At 41.9% G+C, this 15,427-nt stretch carries 22 protein-coding genes; 17 read left to right on the top strand and 5 right to left on the bottom strand.

Annotation, left to right across the window (positions count from 1 at the left end):
* Window positions 1-2: 2 nt before the first annotated feature.
* Window positions 3-518, top strand: coding sequence for an IS630 family transposase (locus B5M13_RS34190; protein WP_245860049.1), 516 nt, complete (start codon window positions 3-5; stop codon window positions 516-518).
* 1 nt (window position 519) lies between these two features.
* On the opposite strand, the gene B5M13_RS16725 is transcribed toward B5M13_RS34190, so the two are convergent.
* The 3 genes from B5M13_RS16725 to B5M13_RS16715 all read right to left on the bottom strand — a co-directional run bounded on the left by B5M13_RS16725 (window position 520) and on the right by B5M13_RS16715 (window position 5,053).
* Window positions 520-2,157, bottom strand: a complete 1,638-nt coding sequence (locus B5M13_RS16725) for a hypothetical protein (protein WP_080056754.1) — start codon at window positions 2,155-2,157, stop codon at window positions 520-522.
* 2 nt (window positions 2,158-2,159) lie between these two features.
* Complete coding sequence (locus B5M13_RS16720; protein ID WP_080056753.1) at window positions 2,160-4,445, bottom strand: hypothetical protein; 2,286 nt, start codon at window positions 4,443-4,445, stop codon at window positions 2,160-2,162.
* 218 nt (window positions 4,446-4,663) lie between these two features.
* Entirely contained in the window at window positions 4,664-5,053 is a 390-nt protein-coding gene (locus B5M13_RS16715; protein ID WP_080056752.1) for a helix-turn-helix domain-containing protein, read from the bottom strand.
* A gap of 204 nt (window positions 5,054-5,257) precedes the next feature.
* Here B5M13_RS16715 and B5M13_RS16710 point away from each other — a divergent pair, with 204 nt between their 5' ends.
* Window positions 5,258-5,644: an alpha/beta hydrolase family protein gene (locus tag B5M13_RS16710; RefSeq protein WP_155297268.1), complete on the top strand. Its 387-nt coding sequence runs from the start codon at window positions 5,258-5,260 to the stop codon at window positions 5,642-5,644.
* A 33-nt stretch (window positions 5,645-5,677) separates the two neighbouring features.
* Here B5M13_RS16710 and B5M13_RS16705 read toward each other — a convergent pair whose 3' ends face one another.
* Window positions 5,678-6,034 carry a hypothetical protein gene (locus tag B5M13_RS16705; protein ID WP_080056750.1) on the bottom strand — a complete coding sequence of 119 codons (357 nt, stop codon included), beginning with the start codon at window positions 6,032-6,034 and terminating at the stop codon, window positions 5,678-5,680.
* 113 nt (window positions 6,035-6,147) lie between these two features.
* Between B5M13_RS16705 and B5M13_RS16700 the strand changes: the two genes are divergently transcribed.
* The 11 genes from B5M13_RS16700 to B5M13_RS16650 all read left to right on the top strand — a co-directional run bounded on the left by B5M13_RS16700 (window position 6,148) and on the right by B5M13_RS16650 (window position 13,096).
* Window positions 6,148-6,498 carry a hypothetical protein gene (locus B5M13_RS16700; RefSeq protein ID WP_080056749.1) on the top strand — a complete coding sequence of 117 codons (351 nt, stop codon included), beginning with the start codon at window positions 6,148-6,150 and terminating at the stop codon, window positions 6,496-6,498.
* Complete coding sequence (locus B5M13_RS16695) at window positions 6,491-6,724, top strand: hypothetical protein (RefSeq protein ID WP_080056748.1); 234 nt, start codon at window positions 6,491-6,493, stop codon at window positions 6,722-6,724. Before B5M13_RS16700 ends, B5M13_RS16695 begins: the two co-directional genes overlap by 8 nt.
* Complete coding sequence (locus tag B5M13_RS16690) at window positions 6,711-6,926, top strand: hypothetical protein (RefSeq protein WP_080056747.1); 216 nt, start codon at window positions 6,711-6,713, stop codon at window positions 6,924-6,926. Before B5M13_RS16695 ends, B5M13_RS16690 begins: the two co-directional genes overlap by 14 nt.
* Window positions 6,923-7,069: a hypothetical protein gene (locus B5M13_RS33455; RefSeq protein WP_155297267.1), complete on the top strand. Its 147-nt coding sequence runs from the start codon at window positions 6,923-6,925 to the stop codon at window positions 7,067-7,069. The genes B5M13_RS16690 and B5M13_RS33455 overlap by 4 nt, the downstream gene beginning before the upstream one ends.
* Before the next feature lie 2 nt (window positions 7,070-7,071).
* Window positions 7,072-7,905, top strand: coding sequence for a hypothetical protein (locus B5M13_RS16685; RefSeq protein WP_080056746.1), 834 nt, complete (start codon window positions 7,072-7,074; stop codon window positions 7,903-7,905).
* A 2-nt stretch (window positions 7,906-7,907) separates the two neighbouring features.
* Window positions 7,908-9,284, top strand: a complete 1,377-nt coding sequence (locus tag B5M13_RS16680) for a hypothetical protein (RefSeq protein WP_080056745.1) — start codon at window positions 7,908-7,910, stop codon at window positions 9,282-9,284.
* A 1,066-nt stretch (window positions 9,285-10,350) separates the two neighbouring features.
* Entirely contained in the window at window positions 10,351-11,055 is a 705-nt protein-coding gene (locus B5M13_RS16675) for a hypothetical protein (protein ID WP_080056744.1), read from the top strand.
* A 7-nt stretch (window positions 11,056-11,062) separates the two neighbouring features.
* A complete protein-coding gene (locus tag B5M13_RS16670; RefSeq protein ID WP_080056743.1) occupies window positions 11,063-11,377 on the top strand; it encodes a hypothetical protein in 315 nt (104 codons plus the stop codon).
* A gap of 116 nt (window positions 11,378-11,493) precedes the next feature.
* The gene (locus tag B5M13_RS16665) at window positions 11,494-11,973 is read left to right on the top strand and encodes a M23 family metallopeptidase (protein ID WP_080056742.1); all 480 of its coding nucleotides are present in this window, start codon (window positions 11,494-11,496) and stop codon (window positions 11,971-11,973) included.
* A gap of 3 nt (window positions 11,974-11,976) precedes the next feature.
* Window positions 11,977-12,408 (top strand): hypothetical protein, encoded by a 432-nt coding sequence (locus B5M13_RS16660; RefSeq protein ID WP_080056741.1) that lies wholly within the window; start codon window positions 11,977-11,979, stop codon window positions 12,406-12,408.
* A 337-nt stretch (window positions 12,409-12,745) separates the two neighbouring features.
* Window positions 12,746-13,096, top strand: a complete 351-nt coding sequence (locus B5M13_RS16650; RefSeq protein ID WP_080056739.1) for a hypothetical protein — start codon at window positions 12,746-12,748, stop codon at window positions 13,094-13,096.
* On the opposite strand, the gene B5M13_RS16645 is transcribed toward B5M13_RS16650, so the two are convergent.
* Window positions 13,093-13,287: a hypothetical protein gene (locus tag B5M13_RS16645; protein ID WP_080056738.1), complete on the bottom strand. Its 195-nt coding sequence runs from the start codon at window positions 13,285-13,287 to the stop codon at window positions 13,093-13,095. The genes B5M13_RS16650 and B5M13_RS16645 overlap by 4 nt on opposite strands.
* Window positions 13,288-13,428: 141 nt before the next feature.
* Here B5M13_RS16645 and B5M13_RS16640 point away from each other — a divergent pair, with 141 nt between their 5' ends.
* From B5M13_RS16640 to B5M13_RS16625, 4 genes are read left to right on the top strand one after another with little or no spacing between them, the layout of a single operon-like run.
* Window positions 13,429-13,890, top strand: coding sequence for a ribbon-helix-helix domain-containing protein (locus tag B5M13_RS16640; protein WP_155297266.1), 462 nt, complete (start codon window positions 13,429-13,431; stop codon window positions 13,888-13,890).
* A 31-nt stretch (window positions 13,891-13,921) separates the two neighbouring features.
* On the top strand, window positions 13,922-14,248 hold the full coding sequence (locus B5M13_RS16635; RefSeq protein WP_155297265.1) for a hypothetical protein: 327 nt from the start codon (window positions 13,922-13,924) through the stop codon (window positions 14,246-14,248).
* Entirely contained in the window at window positions 14,223-14,873 is a 651-nt protein-coding gene (locus B5M13_RS16630; protein ID WP_080056735.1) for a hypothetical protein, read from the top strand. Before B5M13_RS16635 ends, B5M13_RS16630 begins: the two co-directional genes overlap by 26 nt.
* Window positions 14,857-15,426 carry a hypothetical protein gene (locus B5M13_RS16625; RefSeq protein WP_080056734.1) on the top strand — a complete coding sequence of 190 codons (570 nt, stop codon included), beginning with the start codon at window positions 14,857-14,859 and terminating at the stop codon, window positions 15,424-15,426. Before B5M13_RS16630 ends, B5M13_RS16625 begins: the two co-directional genes overlap by 17 nt.
* Window position 15,427 lies beyond the last annotated feature (1 nt).

Here is a 15,427-nt window from a genome sequence, read left to right as displayed (position 1 = left end):
ATGTGGATGAATCGGCTTGTTATTTGTTACCCATGCTGGCTAACACATGGGCCCCTCGGGGGCAAACACCGATATTAGTTGAGCAAGCGGGACGGGCTCATCTAAGTTTGATCGCTGCTATTGCGCCTAACGGTCGTATCTATGTAGCGGGGCAAGACCAGCCGTTTACGGGTGAAGATATTGTCTGGTTCCTCACTATGCTGTGCGGGCGTTATCGCAAACGAAATATGCTGGTGATCTGGGATGGGGCTGCCATCCACCGCAGCGAGGCCGTCAAAGCTTTTTTGAAAGCACGTCCAAACCGAGTTCATTTAGAGCGTTTACCGGCTTACAGCCCAGAGCTGAATCCAGTAGAACTGATCTGGAGCTACCTGAAAGGTCAGTTAAAGAATCAGGTGTTCACTAATTTAGATGAGCTAACAATTGCGATTCGTGAACAAATTAAACATCTACAAGCCAATCATGAGTTAGTTAAGGCTTTTTTCAACAAAGAGGAAATAGCCTTCATTACAAACTAATTCACGCATCAATAATAAGGCTCTGACTTTTCGCACGACTCAATATAGTCAAATGTTTTAGCCTCTCGTGATATAAATCTAATAAATAAGCGAAAGGAATTTTTCTTTTATTAATTGTATAGCTTACACGGATTAAATCATATAAGCTTATCAATATTAATCTATTAATTTGGTGGCTGCCTTGTGTGATATTAGATATTTCGATGTTGTAATATTTGTCCGTAATTTCATGCATACCTTCAACATTGAAAAATTCATCTGTATACACTAATATTGGATACACATATAGCTTATTTTGGTTACTTTTTTCAATTAAGTCAAATTCGAAACCGCCTTTATTTATTTGATTAATAGTATTTGCTAGTTGCTTAACACCTTTACTTTTTATTTTAACTACTTCTCCTTTCTTATTTCTTACTTCTTCTTCATATGTCTTGCTGACTATTGCTTTGTAGATTTTGTCAAAATCTAAAGAATTTTTTACATCGGCATTAATAATATAATTTTTGAATTCAAATAAAAATAAACTATCGTTTTCTCTGACGTAATAATCCGAATATTCAATTTGAAATTTATCCCCTGCAACTAAAATGGCATTGCTATTTTCCCGAAAACAATTAGGAATTATTTTATAAAGTAATTGTTTTTCGGCAAAATCTAATCCTAAATCGCTTAAAAAGTTATCAAATTTATCATACAATGACTTATTGTTTTTTAAAGAAGTGCCATAATAAATGCTGAAAAATAAACCGATATGTAGTTTATCTAATAAAAAATTTTGATCTAATATACAATAAGTATTGTCTTCAATCTTTAGTATAGGCTTTTCTCTTAATAATTTGTAGTCCCTATCATAATTTATAGGTAATTCATAAATTGTACTTTGACTGAGATCAATCGAAAGAGAATCAAATATGTGTTTTAACTCGGGTTTGTAATATTCATTCAATGATAACCTATAATTATTTTGCAGTAATACTTGAAATGACGCAGAAGCAATGAAATTTATATATTTTCGATAATCATCTATTTGCATTTGATTCAAGAATTCATCTAAATAGATTTTAAGTTTACTGTTACTACTTAAATATTTAAAGAACTCAGAAGAAATATTTATAAGATAAGTAATATCCCTTGGGGTTGAAAATCCAAATTGATGAATACCAGTAACGAAATTGCTATTTGGGTCTATCCCACTTGGGAACTTATATTTTAATTTTCTGTCATAAACACTGTTGCAAGTAAGAAGACCTTTTAATACCGTAATTGAAAGAAGTTCCTTGTCGGATTCTTTATATTCTAATGAATTGATTCCCCTGAAAACTTCGATCATCAGATCGAGTATAGTTATCTCTAAGAAAATTATTACACTTGGGTCATATCTTCTTTTTTGTAATTTAAAACTATTGTAATTGTCTATAATGCTATTCCTATCGAGTTCGTTAATATTACTGCACAAATCATAAAATATTTTTTCACTTGTAACCGTATCATTCCTATTAAAGAATAGATCTCTGTTAATTCTTGATAATAATTTAAGAATTTCTTTAGAAGAAACTTTGCTAATTATATCGTTAATACTTTCTTCCTCATGATTTGGGAATATCTCATTATAACTGGGAAAAATTAGAAGCTTCATTTTTAAGTTGTTGTATTTGTTCTGGATGTTTTTGATATTATCAGATCAAGTTTTCTCATAAATGAATTGTAGGGTACATTTATTTCTTTTAGTCTAAAAACTTTAAAATTCCAAAACCTATTATTGATCTCGTTTAATATATTATTAAATGTAGGATCAGAAGAATAATCAAAAATGTAATAGAAGTCAATTATTCTATTGAAGGATTCTATTACATTCCTAGTCGATTGTTTTATGCCTTTTGGTTCATATACTAAATAATTTTGTTTAAGATAGTATAACAAACTTGATAATAAATTTAATGAGTCATCTACTAATTCAGAAGTAAAATCTACACTTTTCGGGCTGCACATTACGAAATTGCACCATGATAAATAGTTGTCTAATATTATATGTGATATTTGTGATTTATCATATTTAATTAAATGATCTAGTAGTAATGTGTTAATCGGACTAAAGTGCCTCGTGTTCTCTCTAAATGAATCAAATTTAAATGTTGAAAAATCGAGCCTTACAAAAGCAAGTTTATATAAATCTACATTTTCCTTAGATAACCTTTCTAGGTAATAGTACCTTGATCTATGACTAAAATTGTAGCTTATATTATTTTCTAATAACCTTTTATATATTTCTAAAATATGATAGAGGCCATTTGTAGATATATTCTTTTCTAGATCAAAACAAGACGATATAAAATTGTATAATATATTGGTGAAACGCCACAAGACATTAAGTCGATTTTGTGTGTTTGCATAGACTAAAGCCCTTTGTGAATATATAGAAGGAGAACCTGTTTGTACATCGTACCAAGGTGGTGTGTTGTATAACATTTGCCAAAATAAACTATAACTAAAGCATTCTAATCTAGTAAATATACTATTATTAATAGGGTCTTTAAATGATAAATTTAATGCAGATTCTATAAGATTCAACATTGCTTCTAATGAAACTACATCAATGTTGTAGGCAGAAATTAACTTATTAAATTCCCTAATATTTTCGAAGCATTCATTTGTTAAATCTTGATCATTAGAATTATAATTGATAATCTTATATATCACTCTATAGAATACAATAACTATTTCGGAAACATTGGGAATATTCGTATTATTTGAATGAGAAATTTCAATAAGAAATTGAAAGTGTTTCCTTATTGCCTTAATAATAGCGATGGCTGTTTTTTGATTGCCATGCGATAAATAGTTTAAAGTAACTTCGGTGATTACCTCAACTGGATTATCAGTAAAATTCTTTAGAGCTAAATCTGTGTCTTCACGATTATTTGAAGTTTCAATGAACTCTTTAATACTCCTCAGTTTTACTGATTTTATGGTATTGTGTAAATCTTTATTTGATAAAGAATAATCAAAAATATATATTATTTTGTGTATTAATAAAAATAGAAAATATAAAAATAATAACACATTGAAATAGAAGAATGTAGTTTGTAGATTCACTATATTCCCTTCAGAGAAATGATAAGTATATTTTTTGTTAACTATTGCACACGTAATACTTGTAATTATATTTAAAATAAATATGATTATTATTTCTTTCCCAATGGCATTAAATAATAATACTTTTGAGTAAGTACCATAGTATTTTTTGTAATTATCAAATGATAGCTGAATAAAAACAACGCCGAAGCCAATAAAAGTTGCAACGGCACCTAAAAGAGCAAGTGATATGGTTTGTTGGGACTCTGTTTTTATATCTAAATCAAACTTACCAATTGAATAAAATATTAATATAAAAATGGAAATAGTTGAGAATAAAATTGAATAAAAATTATTTTTTATTGCTTTGTAAATTGAATTTGTGAACTTGTATAGCTTTGATAATATTCTACTAAGTGGATATAAATTTTCTAATTCAAGTAATTGATTCGTTTTTTTTAGTACATGAATTAGATTCGAGTTGTAAATGGAGTATGCTATCTCTTCTATAGTGTTATCAATGTCAAATACAGATGTCTTTTCAAAAACACTTTTTAAATCAAAGTAATAACTATTTTTATTGGATTTTACATACTCAATGTATCCGTATCTTATTTTTGAATATGTAATATAATGATCTTTTAAAAGATTCTCTCTAAGTTTAGTAATTCTATATTGAATGATTTTTCTTTCGTCAGCATAAAGTACCTTCTTGGTACTTAATTCCTTATTAAGGCGTTCCTCTAGCTTTTGTCTTACTTCATTTTTATTAGTTTTATACATTAAATCATTAAGAATTCTATCAGAGAATTCTCTTCCAGCTTTTATATCAGCGGCAAATTTTTGATACATCTGATACACAGCGGTTATTTTAAGTAATAAATAACTAGTAATTGTTGTAAACAAAAAAAGCACTCAAATCGCTGATTATGAGTGCTTTAGTGTTTGTTGAGCAGAGAGAGAGGGATTGTCACTCCCTACGTTCTACACCGCTAATTTACGTAAAAAAGCCGATTTATCTATAAAGATAAACTGGTGTACCCGATTTTGTACCCGATTGCCCAAAAAAATTAGGCTGCAAAGGCCAAAACCGGCTGACCGGATACACCCCTACGCTTTCCCTGGCGAGACATCAAATGGTTGATGATCTTGTCTTTTTCTTCGATCTGCCGAATCATAAATTCTAGCATGGAGCTATCGCCTTGACTAACCTTGCCTTCTTCGGTACCAGGTACCATTTGCCCTTTACCGTTCAGCAACCAATCTATACTAATTTCTAGTTTGGTAGCTATCTTGTTGATTAGGCTCACCCGTGGATTATCGGTTACACCATTAACAATATCATTGATTGCTTGTGGTGTAACCTCTGCTAGTTTAGATAACTGGCTGTTATTCAGACCAAAGTGCCTCTTGACATCCTCGAACCTTTCGGAAAGGTCTGATTTGATCTTCTGTTGCATAAAAAAATATTTCTACTTTGGTTGGAAAATTCTATTTTACCTTTTAGTATTGCCACATGGTTTGACACTGACCAGCGTAAATATTTACTCTAACCAGCGTAAAACTATATGTTTGACGATAAACTAGCAAACAGGTCATAATTAAATTATGATATAATTTTCTAAAGTTTTCGTCAAGCATACCTACCTAATCCAATTTTACTTGTGTCTGATCAAGCAATGTCTGAGTTAACCACTAATACACAGTCTGTGCGGGAGCGTAATGCGCTTTGGCACCGTTATAGTGAATTAGGTAAACTCGATCCTTGGGTCAAGCAGAAAGTGTATGATGAGCTGAAGCTCCACGGTGTTGAGCAACGCTTTTTAAAGACTGCCATTTATGAGGGCTTCGAGCTTCATAAAATGCATCGGGATCTGCGGGATGTCCTTATTAATAATGGGCTTCTCACTCAAGCAGAGTGGTGGGCTGACAAATTCCTAATGGACTTCGAGCAGTGGTTTGAGTTCTACAAGAATTTTGAAGTTAAGGTACAACCTCTTGCGAGTCGTGAGCCTGGCAAGATTAACCGTAAACGAGTTAAAACCGCGTAACCTGTACTTGTGAAAAACTGGCTTCGTGATTGTCTAGTGATTGTCCTGGTCATACCCTATACCATTCTTATAGCCTTGTCTATCCTGATTGGTTTCGTTTTCAGCCTCTTTGATGGCCTGGAAGCTAAGATGCACCAGTTGAATGATCGGCAGAATCACTAACGTCAGTAATAGCACCAATTTGAACATGTCCAGCCAGAACAGTACACCCGACCGCGCGAACAGCGAGACAACCGAGGAAAGGGCAAGGATGAATAATCGCTTATGGATGCTCAGTCTTAAGGCGCTTAGGTTTTTTGCGTCCTGGGTTGGCCCCTTGCTGTTGGTTTTGATTTTTTGCAATGCCCGGTGGTGGAATAGTTCGACGGCCGATGCGGTGATAATTGCCATTATGATGGCTATGGTTGCCGGGACTGTTAGTGACATGGTTACTATGTGGCCGCTCTTCTTTTCGTCTAAAAACAAACAAAACTAATACTATTCCCCTGTAACCTTTACCTGCGATGTTATCCCCCCTTACTGTTTACGCGCTCGACGAAATGGGCAATCTGACCCAGGACGAACGCGCCACGGCCTACAGCCAAGCCCTGGAAAAACGGCTCGACAACCTGTACAACTATCAGGATATTATCACCTTGCCCTGGTACGGCCGGATCTGGTTTTTCTGGTCCTTTCACAAGCTGCTGCGTGACCTGGAAGAAGAACAAAAATTCCTGACCTATTGCCGCAAGTCGATCAACTGGAACCGGGTGCAGGAGCCTAGCTTGAATGGCCTCTGCTTCAAACTGGAAGGGGTCGAACGCAAGCTGATCAACGCCCTTAACTTGTCAAACCTGCTTTCTTCTCATGTCTAGGTATCGACTGATCCCGTGGGCCGTCCTGACGGTTCAACTAGGTTGTTTCGGCAAACTGGTGCTGCTGCACTTTAGCCCGTCTAGTCCGGTTGCGTCCTGGTCCTGGTGGGCAATTTGTGCCCCCCTGTATCTACCTGTATTGGTTGCGCTGTTTCTGCTGGTATTCGCCTACGTACTCGACCGGATCGAACAAATCTTGTACCCTACGCCCGATGGAAGCTACTAAGCCCAAAACGGTCCATTACCGTGACATCAAGAAAAAGATAAAGGAACTTGGCCCCGAAGCGAAGATCGTGTATAACAACGATCAACATAGCCTGGCCAATTTTCAACGGCTCTGCATGTTTGAGTTACGCCACTGGGAGTTCCCGGTAACGGATGTGTATATCTATGACAAGGCTACCCACCTTAACCATTCCTTCGAATGACCAGACAAGAGCGAGTGGACGAAGCCAATCGGCTTTTGGCTACGGGGAAACACATGGACCTTAAGAAAGCAAAAAAGATCCTTAAGGAGCTTGATAAAGAGCAGAAGTTAGTGGGTACAACCGATCAAATAAAGCTATTCTAAGCATGCAACTCGATCAATACCAAGTGGTTGTTATTGGCCCTAATGGGCCTGAGTTTTGGCCGGTTACAAAGCTGCAAATTAGTCCAGCGACACCAACCAACCCCGCGCCGGTGACTGATCCGGTACTAGCCCAAAAACCGGTTGCCGGTGAGCCTAGAAATCTGGTAGGCAGAAAAGGCCAAGACTTGATTTGTGAATGTACAATCAATGGAGTCGATGGGCTAATTCAAGTTCTAAAAGATAACCCCGATACCTTTCTTCCGCGCGGTTATAATCTCGATTATACACCCCTTAATGGCAAACCGTCTGGTCCAGAAAGCTCCAACTATGGCAATGATCCCTTACCCGGCTTCACCCGGCCGGACGGCTACCGAAAGCGATATTTCCCCGATGGGCGGTTGTACTGGGAGCAATCGGACTTGCCCGACGAAACAGACCCTAACGAAACTACACCCGTAGTTAGCGCACCGGCTACGGCCGCTCCTGCACCGGTGGACACACCCACGAGCACCAAACCGGCACCCACCCAGGATTTTGGCAAAACCGTCATACGGAAAATGAATTCCGACGTGTTTGATCCGGTCGTGAGCTGGAAAGATGGTTTAGCCAGAGTGTACAATAAAGTGGCGGTAGTGCCTGGTCCGGGTGAGCAAATCTATGTGTCGGATACGGGCCAACCGCCTACGATTGGCTTTCCTGCTGAGTTTGAATACCGGCCGGGTACCGAAGTATCGATCCTGGTGTATACTTCGACTTCCCCCGATGTGGTTCCACTCGACAAGCGGAAAAAAGGGCAAGCAACGATTTATTTTGGCAACCCTCCTAAAACAGCTTAATCATGCTGGTAGACGATCCAAGTTGGTTTATACGGCGGGAAATGTGGCTCAATAATGGAGCCAAAAACGGCGGTCGATACAAGCTCATCGACGGGAAATGGATTGTTATGACGAACCGTCGCATTGATATTGCGTCGGAAGACATGATCGGGGTAGCGGGTATGCAAGCGGTGATGGATACGAGTATCAAGCCCGACAAAAACCGCTTTGAGTGGACACACTCTGACTTTCTGCTCAAGACCGGTTTTCCCAATGTGGAAAGCCTAAACGATCCAGCCAACGCCAAAGCGGCTGAAAAGGCCGTTCGCCGGGTTGCCCGGATGATTCCGATTTGCTTTGCCGAAGGAAACGAGCTGATGGAAGGCATTATGGGTACGTCTGATCCCTATGCTCCTCACTTGCGTTGGTTCCATGACGAACGCCGGATCATCTACGAAGAAGTGGGACTCGACATTCGAAATTTTGGTACCTATGGCGGGTGGGGCAACTACAACGGTGACCCCTGGAATTTCCAGTATCCGGGTGGAGCGAGCGTGCCACCGAACCATCCGTATTTCAAAAAGATGGTATCCAGCCCGGAAGCCGCTAGGGATGGTATCGCCTATTTTACGGCCATGCGGCCCCAAAAGGTGGGTGCCTTCATTAAGCACTATCCCGATATGGTTGCTTACGCGTCACGCTACTTCAACAAAGCGTTTGCGGCCGAACGAATGTCTTACGGCATGGGAGCCGAGCGCGGCTTTGCCCATCCCGATTTAGTCTACATCGACTGGAATAAAATTGAGGGCTTACCGCCTAACCCCCCGTTTCAGCACAATAATTTCTACTACGAACGCCAGAAACCCAACGGCGATACGGTCAGTAACATGGGACATCCCCCCGTTGATTTTGACTGGCAGGTCGGTAATATCTTTTGCATTGGGCTTTGCCGCACGTCGGGCTATGTCATGTTCGATGAGCGCAACAAGTTTAGTCCTGATCCCACCAGTGACAATTTCCCCCCGCAACCCCTACGATCACACGATGCTGGGTTAGTAGCTGGGTATTTCTACAATCAGTGTAAGCGGACTGAGGGCAAGCCCTGGCGGTATATGCGTTACCGGTTTAAGAACTCTGAAACGTGGATCGAGCCGCAAACCGATGGTACTACCATCCTGGAACATGCATCGGCTTTCGATGGTGCCTATGCGAACAAGCCGGGTGCCCGTCGCGGCCGGCCGGATGCCATGTTCCGGGAAAAAGATGGGGCTATCGATGCCTGGGGCTTTGATCCGAGTCGGGGCAAACGGTCCGTCGAAACCATCATCGGCAACCCCATTGGTGACGTGATGATCGAAATGCCGCTAACGGGTTCTAAACTAGCCTTATACAACGAATAACGACCTCCCAGAAGCTACCAGTAACGACTGATCATCGTGAAGGGAAAGCGGTAGCAGCATACCGACGCGACGAAAGCACTGGCAAACCCGGCCATGCAATGACAGGGATAGGGACGGAAGGGTGACAGCCGGGAAAGACCGGCATATTGCAGTAAGGCCACTGGTAGTGGTAGGGGCTGAGTGACCCGACTTGTTCACACTCCGATCTGATGATATGGTACATGGTTTCAACGGTTTCATATGTGGGCCATCAGAAAGGGCGAACGTCTTCCCGGTTCGAATCCGGGTACTGCAACAAATCTAACCCATAACTAGCCAAACGAGGCCGGTTATCCTAGATAGGGTGCAACGGCATCCTTGATGTACTCAGGCGGATAACCTGACGAGTGGGGAAAGACCCCTCCGCCCTGGAACGACCAGGGCGGGGCTGAATGATCAATTATACTGAAAAGGGTAGGCGTGTAGTGTAATGCTAAGCTGTATACACTAGTGGCCGAAGCAAGGGTTCGATTCTTTTGCCAGTAGCAAACAGCGCAAAATGTCACCGTTTACGGTATTTTGTTGCTGTATACACCCGATGTAATACGGGGTGTGAGGGTGTGTATACAGCCCCTCTTTGATCGTATTACGCCCATATTTCACCTGTAAACAGCCCTATGACTGTGAGACACCGTTTCAAGCCGCCCTGATTGCGGCTACCATACTGACCAACTGAATGCCTGATTGGGTTGCAAACCAGTCAGCTACTTTTTTGCGTGCATTCCGCAACCGCTATGTAGCTCGAAAAAAAATGATTTCGGGAGACAAACCGGGAAACGTATATCCGTAGCCGTCAGGCGTTTTTTTAGCACCCGAATTGCAGTTATTCGGTTAGGGTAGCTCTATATAAAAAGTTAATCTGGTTAGTCCAGGGTATCAAAAGTGTCACTTTAGGTACCTGTTAACAAGTTAACTAGTTAGGGCGCGCGAAAAAAAATTGAACCGGCTCCCGACTTATCCACAAAACTAAATCGTTTACAGTGCCTTAAATCGCGTCATACGCTGGCGCAAACCCCAAAATTCTGCGATGGAAAACTATGCGAGTTACCCCTACAGTCGTAATACAACCAAAGAAACGTTCGAATCTGACCCTCTAAACAGTACGTTTCGCTGGGTAATGGAATTGACACCTGGTTATCCAGGCAATAAAGTCCCGGAAATGACTGGATACAGCAAGGGAAAAGGACCAGAGAACCCTAATAAGCTCACCTTGCTCTATAAAAAGCTAATCAATCCGGTTTTGCCCTACCTGATCAAGTGTGATTTGATTACTGTATACGAGCAAAATGCAGCCCTTCCGAAAGATCTTCACCCGGTTATTCTCGAACTTTTTCCGCATACGTTTAAAGCCTATGGCTGGCTGTATGACACGCCTGTAATTACAGATTATTTGGAGATGTATTACAAGCATTATGTTCGGACCGGGAAAGTCCCACCTATTGAAGATCGACGTAAAAACGTGCGTCAGGAGTTCTATAACCCCGAACTCGATCACAGCAAATACAATTTTCGGAATCTACAGGAGCTAAAGGATTTCTGTCATGCCCGAATTGAAAAATTTAGCCGTAAATGCATGGAAACGTGGTATTACAAACATTCCGCCTTTCAGCCCGAATTATTCAATAATGACATATCGGCTGATCTGCAACACGCTGTACACACAGCTACCACGGCCGAAGGGGCCAATGCTGCTATGCAGGAATTGTTAAAAAAGTATCCAACAAAACGGTAATACAGCTATGGAAGTCTTTCACTATTCAGAGGTATACGTACATGATTTTCTTCCTGTTCGTACTGAAATTTCGTATTACGCTATCCATAACCGCTACGTTCGGTTTAAGCGTAGGTATAACAGTGAACTAGATACCTGGCACCCTTCTATTACCTATCATGTTACATCGTATGATACCAGCCAATTTGCATCACCAGCTCATTTTCTGGAAACTGAACGGAAAGAGGAAAAAGAATCTGATCTGAAAAGTATATCGCCAGTCGTTCAATTAAGTCCAGACAAGGTTCCTGCCGTTATTCTGCTTATGCTTTTAGGCAAATAATCTTTGGTCGAATCGACGAAAAATACCCTCGATGCGCCCCGCTCCTGATCGGGCCCGTGCCTGATCAGGAGCTAAACCCCCAAATTTTCACCCTTCACACAAAATTTTCTTCTGAAATGAAGTCTACTCTAAAACGCTATCTGATTGCCGGTTCACTACTCGCTACCGGTGTAGCGGCCGTCTTGTTTCGTCGCAATCGCAACCAGGCCAACCGGCTGATTTGGCCTGTCCACGGCCGTATTACATCCGAATTCGGCAACCGAATCAACCCGATTAACAGTCAGCCCGAATTTCACAACGGTATCGACATTGCCAGTCCCGAAGGTACGTCCATCCTGGCACCGGCAGACGGCCGTGTGACAAGTTTATATACAAATGCATCAGGCGGTAAGCAGCTCACCATTATGCATGACAATGGCTTTGTGTCGGGTTACGCCCATTTGAGCAAGTATGCTGTCAAAATGAGTGATAAGGTGTACCAGGGTGATTTGATTGGCTATGTAGGTAGTACGGGTCAGGTAACGGGGCCACACCTTCACTTTACCCTTAAGGATGCAAAAGGTTCTTATTTGAACCCCGTCGATTATCTGTCGTAAGCCATGCGTGTACAAGTCTGGAATTATCAAGGCTATGATATAGCTGCTCCAACATCGGGTGACCCCTACAATTACTTTGCTGTTATCGATTCGTCGAAAGTGATTATTAAGGAGGAATCACTGAAAATTGGGCCTATCGAATTTACACCTGGACAAGATTTTCAGAAGCTAGGCAATGGTAAAAAGACATCGGCCGGGTATTATAGCCTTGAGATCGACAATCCCTATGCCTTACGCTATATAGGTACGGCCAACGGAGAATATTTGCTGTTTCGGAAAGTTGTAAACGGAATAGTATTTGAAGGTAATCGTGATTTATTTAGCCAAATAATGCACTACCAGGATGTGTTTTTTACGTATCGTCGATTGAGTCCTGATGATGGTTGTTTGTTTTGGTTAACCGGTGCCGGTGCCGGTCGAATCATTGAACTTTGACAAAATAATCTTTTGAGATCCAGGATCGATTAGGTATCGATCGGTACCAGCTCACAGTAATAAAATTTGGTATGGCCACATTCATTCAACTGAATTACGTCAAAAATGGCAGTTATTGGCCACGAACAATTAACATGGATACTGTTCGAAAAATTGGTAAATGCGAATATCCAACGGAACATAACAATACGATATTGATCTTTGACGATGAGGATAAAGTGTATATAAATGAATCGATTGAAGAAATACAGCAGTTAATTAAAGCTGAACATCAACGATTGAACGGTATACAGCCCAAAAATGGGTTAATTCGTCGGTTTTTATCGCTATTCTACCTATGCCCCCGATAACCTTGAAACTCGATGCCTATGTATACAACTACCTGTTTACACTTCGTAACCAGGCTGTACACACCATTATCGACGAATTCCGCTCGAAACAGCAACTATTCGACAATCAATCCATGCTGATTTTAGCCGAACTCAAATTGAGTGATCCAAAAGCCATTCTGTTTTCCAAAAAAGGGAAAGCCGTTCGGTTTTCACTCGCTCAGGCCGTGGCCATCCATAAGGCGTTTCAATTCACGCTCATGCAACAGGTCGAACTACCCGAATACCTGTATACGCTCTATAGCCAAATCGACCAGGCACTCACCGATTACAGCCCTGTATACGGCTATAAAGGTTAGTGCTTGGCTTCGGTGAGCGGTACCCCGCAATGCTCAAAGAGCTTCACCCAGGCCGATACCGGAAAGATGCGCTGATCCGGTCGCTGTAATACATCCGTCGAATTGGAGTCCAGAAGCAGCCGCTTAAAGATATAATCCGATACTTGAAGCCTGGTTTTGACTTCTTTACGGCTTAAGGTAGCCAGTTTCATTTTTACGAGAAGGTGTACCCGTTACGGTATGGGTTGAGTAATCGAAAGGTACTAATTCACAGAATTTAAAGCAAATTCACACGAATTGACGCAAATCTTTCGGACTCGTACCCCGCGCTGTCATACAACTTTAGAGCCTGTATGACAACTATGGAAAACACCGACAACCCACAAGACAATCCCGACCGGCCCCCGGTGCCCGAACCCAGTGGTGAAGCCGATAAGACCGGCACGCTGAGTGTCCGCCAACCGATGCGATTGCTTAAGCGGCTCGATGAGGCCTGTAAAGAACGGGGCACCACCCGAACGGAGCTGGTCCGCGCCATTCTGGAAAGCTATTTCAACCCGGCGCAACCCAGTGAGGAACTGGCCACGGACGTAGAAAGCCTGACCAGCCGAAACCAGCTTTTAGAAACGGCCCTGCAAGATCTTAACAATCGCTATCAAGCATTACTGCAGCAGCCCAAAGACAGTGACTATACGGCCGAATTAGAAAACGATCTAATCAAGGCCGTCGAAATCGGGTGTCGATCCATCATGGCCACGCGTTCAGATTACCGGAAAAAACTTAAACACTATTCGCGCCTTGAACTCGGAAACTAACCCCCTTGTGCCGGCAGTAGAACCGACACTCGTGCAAGTGGACCAAGCCCAGCTCATGCACATCATTGCCCAACGGGACCAGTACAGCCAAGCCATCAGCAACGTTATTTGGGCCTTGCCGGTACTGGCGGCTGAACTGCCAAAAATCAAATGGATGAGCCTGGTTTCTCAACTTGGGATGAACCCGATGAACCTATTTTCTAAAAAGAAAAAAGATGTGTCCTCGGAGCAGCTTAACCAGGTCATTGAGCAACTGATGAACGATCACCCGCACCTACGCGAACCGCTTACCTACCTCATTCAATTCTGGGTCACTTATAAGGACATCAATCATGGAATCGTTCAACCCCAACAATAACCCTACGATTGATTTATCATCGTATTTGAATGCACCCACGAGTACGGTGCAAAAGCCTGATTTTGATGCGGAACCCATCGATCAGACCAACCCGGATGATTTCAAACCGGACGATGATACGGACGACGGTTTAGAGGATGCCGAACCCGAAAAATCGTTCCAGGACTATGTAGAGGATGCCGGGTTATTCATCAACCTGTTTGACAGTCTGCAAACGGGTGTACTGACACCGGTTTATCGCTCTAAATACCAGGAGCCGGATGATATTGAATTGATCCGGCGGTATAAGGAGGAAACCAAGCAGATCAAGGCGGGTACACTGCTGGAAGAAAATCGGACGGTGCAAACCGACCCCTTTTTAGATGCAGTAAACCGGGTGACTGACTGCAAAGAAGCGATCAAAGCGATTCCCTTTACACCCAGGGAGAAAACCAAGCTCAAAGAGCCACTGGCGAAAGTGTTGGAGAAATACAGTAGCGTATCGATTTCACCCGAAATGGCACTGCTGCTGGCCGTGCTGATGATCATGGCTCCCCGGATCATTCAGGTCTTGCCCGATAGTTGGGGGGATAAACTTAGTTCCATCGCTACGCTCGGACTCTTGAAGAATGCAAAGGCTGAATAACGTTGACATTATGATTGCCGTGCCGGGTTCAGGTAAAACGACATTCCTTTTGCAACAGGTCGTTCCGGCCGCTCGTGCCAATAACATGGGTGTTTTGTGGATCGATCTAAAAGATACCAAAGACACGATGCAGTATCCCGAAATGCCTTTAGGTAAGCTTAAGCTCTGGAAATCGACGGGTATCTATCGGCTCAAGATCATCGATAATAAGGCAACCTTAGAGCAGCTTGTCAAGTACGCCTACAACTGTCTGATCGTGTTCGATGATGCATCCGGCTATTTCGAAGGGGCCATTCCGCTTTTGCTGAAACAACTCCTGGCCAACCGGAGACACTTAAACCAGGACATCGTATTCGTGTACCATAGCCTCAATTTCGTGCCCCCGAAACTCTATCAAATGGCCAATACGCTCACCATTGGCAAAACCAATGATGCGATTGACTATAAAGGTCCGCTCTCGAAGGTGCCTAACCTAAATGATGTGGTCAAGGTCTGGAAACAGGTGCAAGCCGATCCCAGCAAGTACGCTCGTAAAACCGTGAAGCTCCAATAAG

The sequence above is a fragment of the Spirosoma aerolatum genome, from assembly GCF_002056795.1.
Lineage (GTDB): Bacteria > Bacteroidota > Bacteroidia > Cytophagales > Spirosomataceae > Spirosoma > Spirosoma aerolatum.
This window is presented reverse-complemented; position numbering and strand designations above follow the sequence as displayed.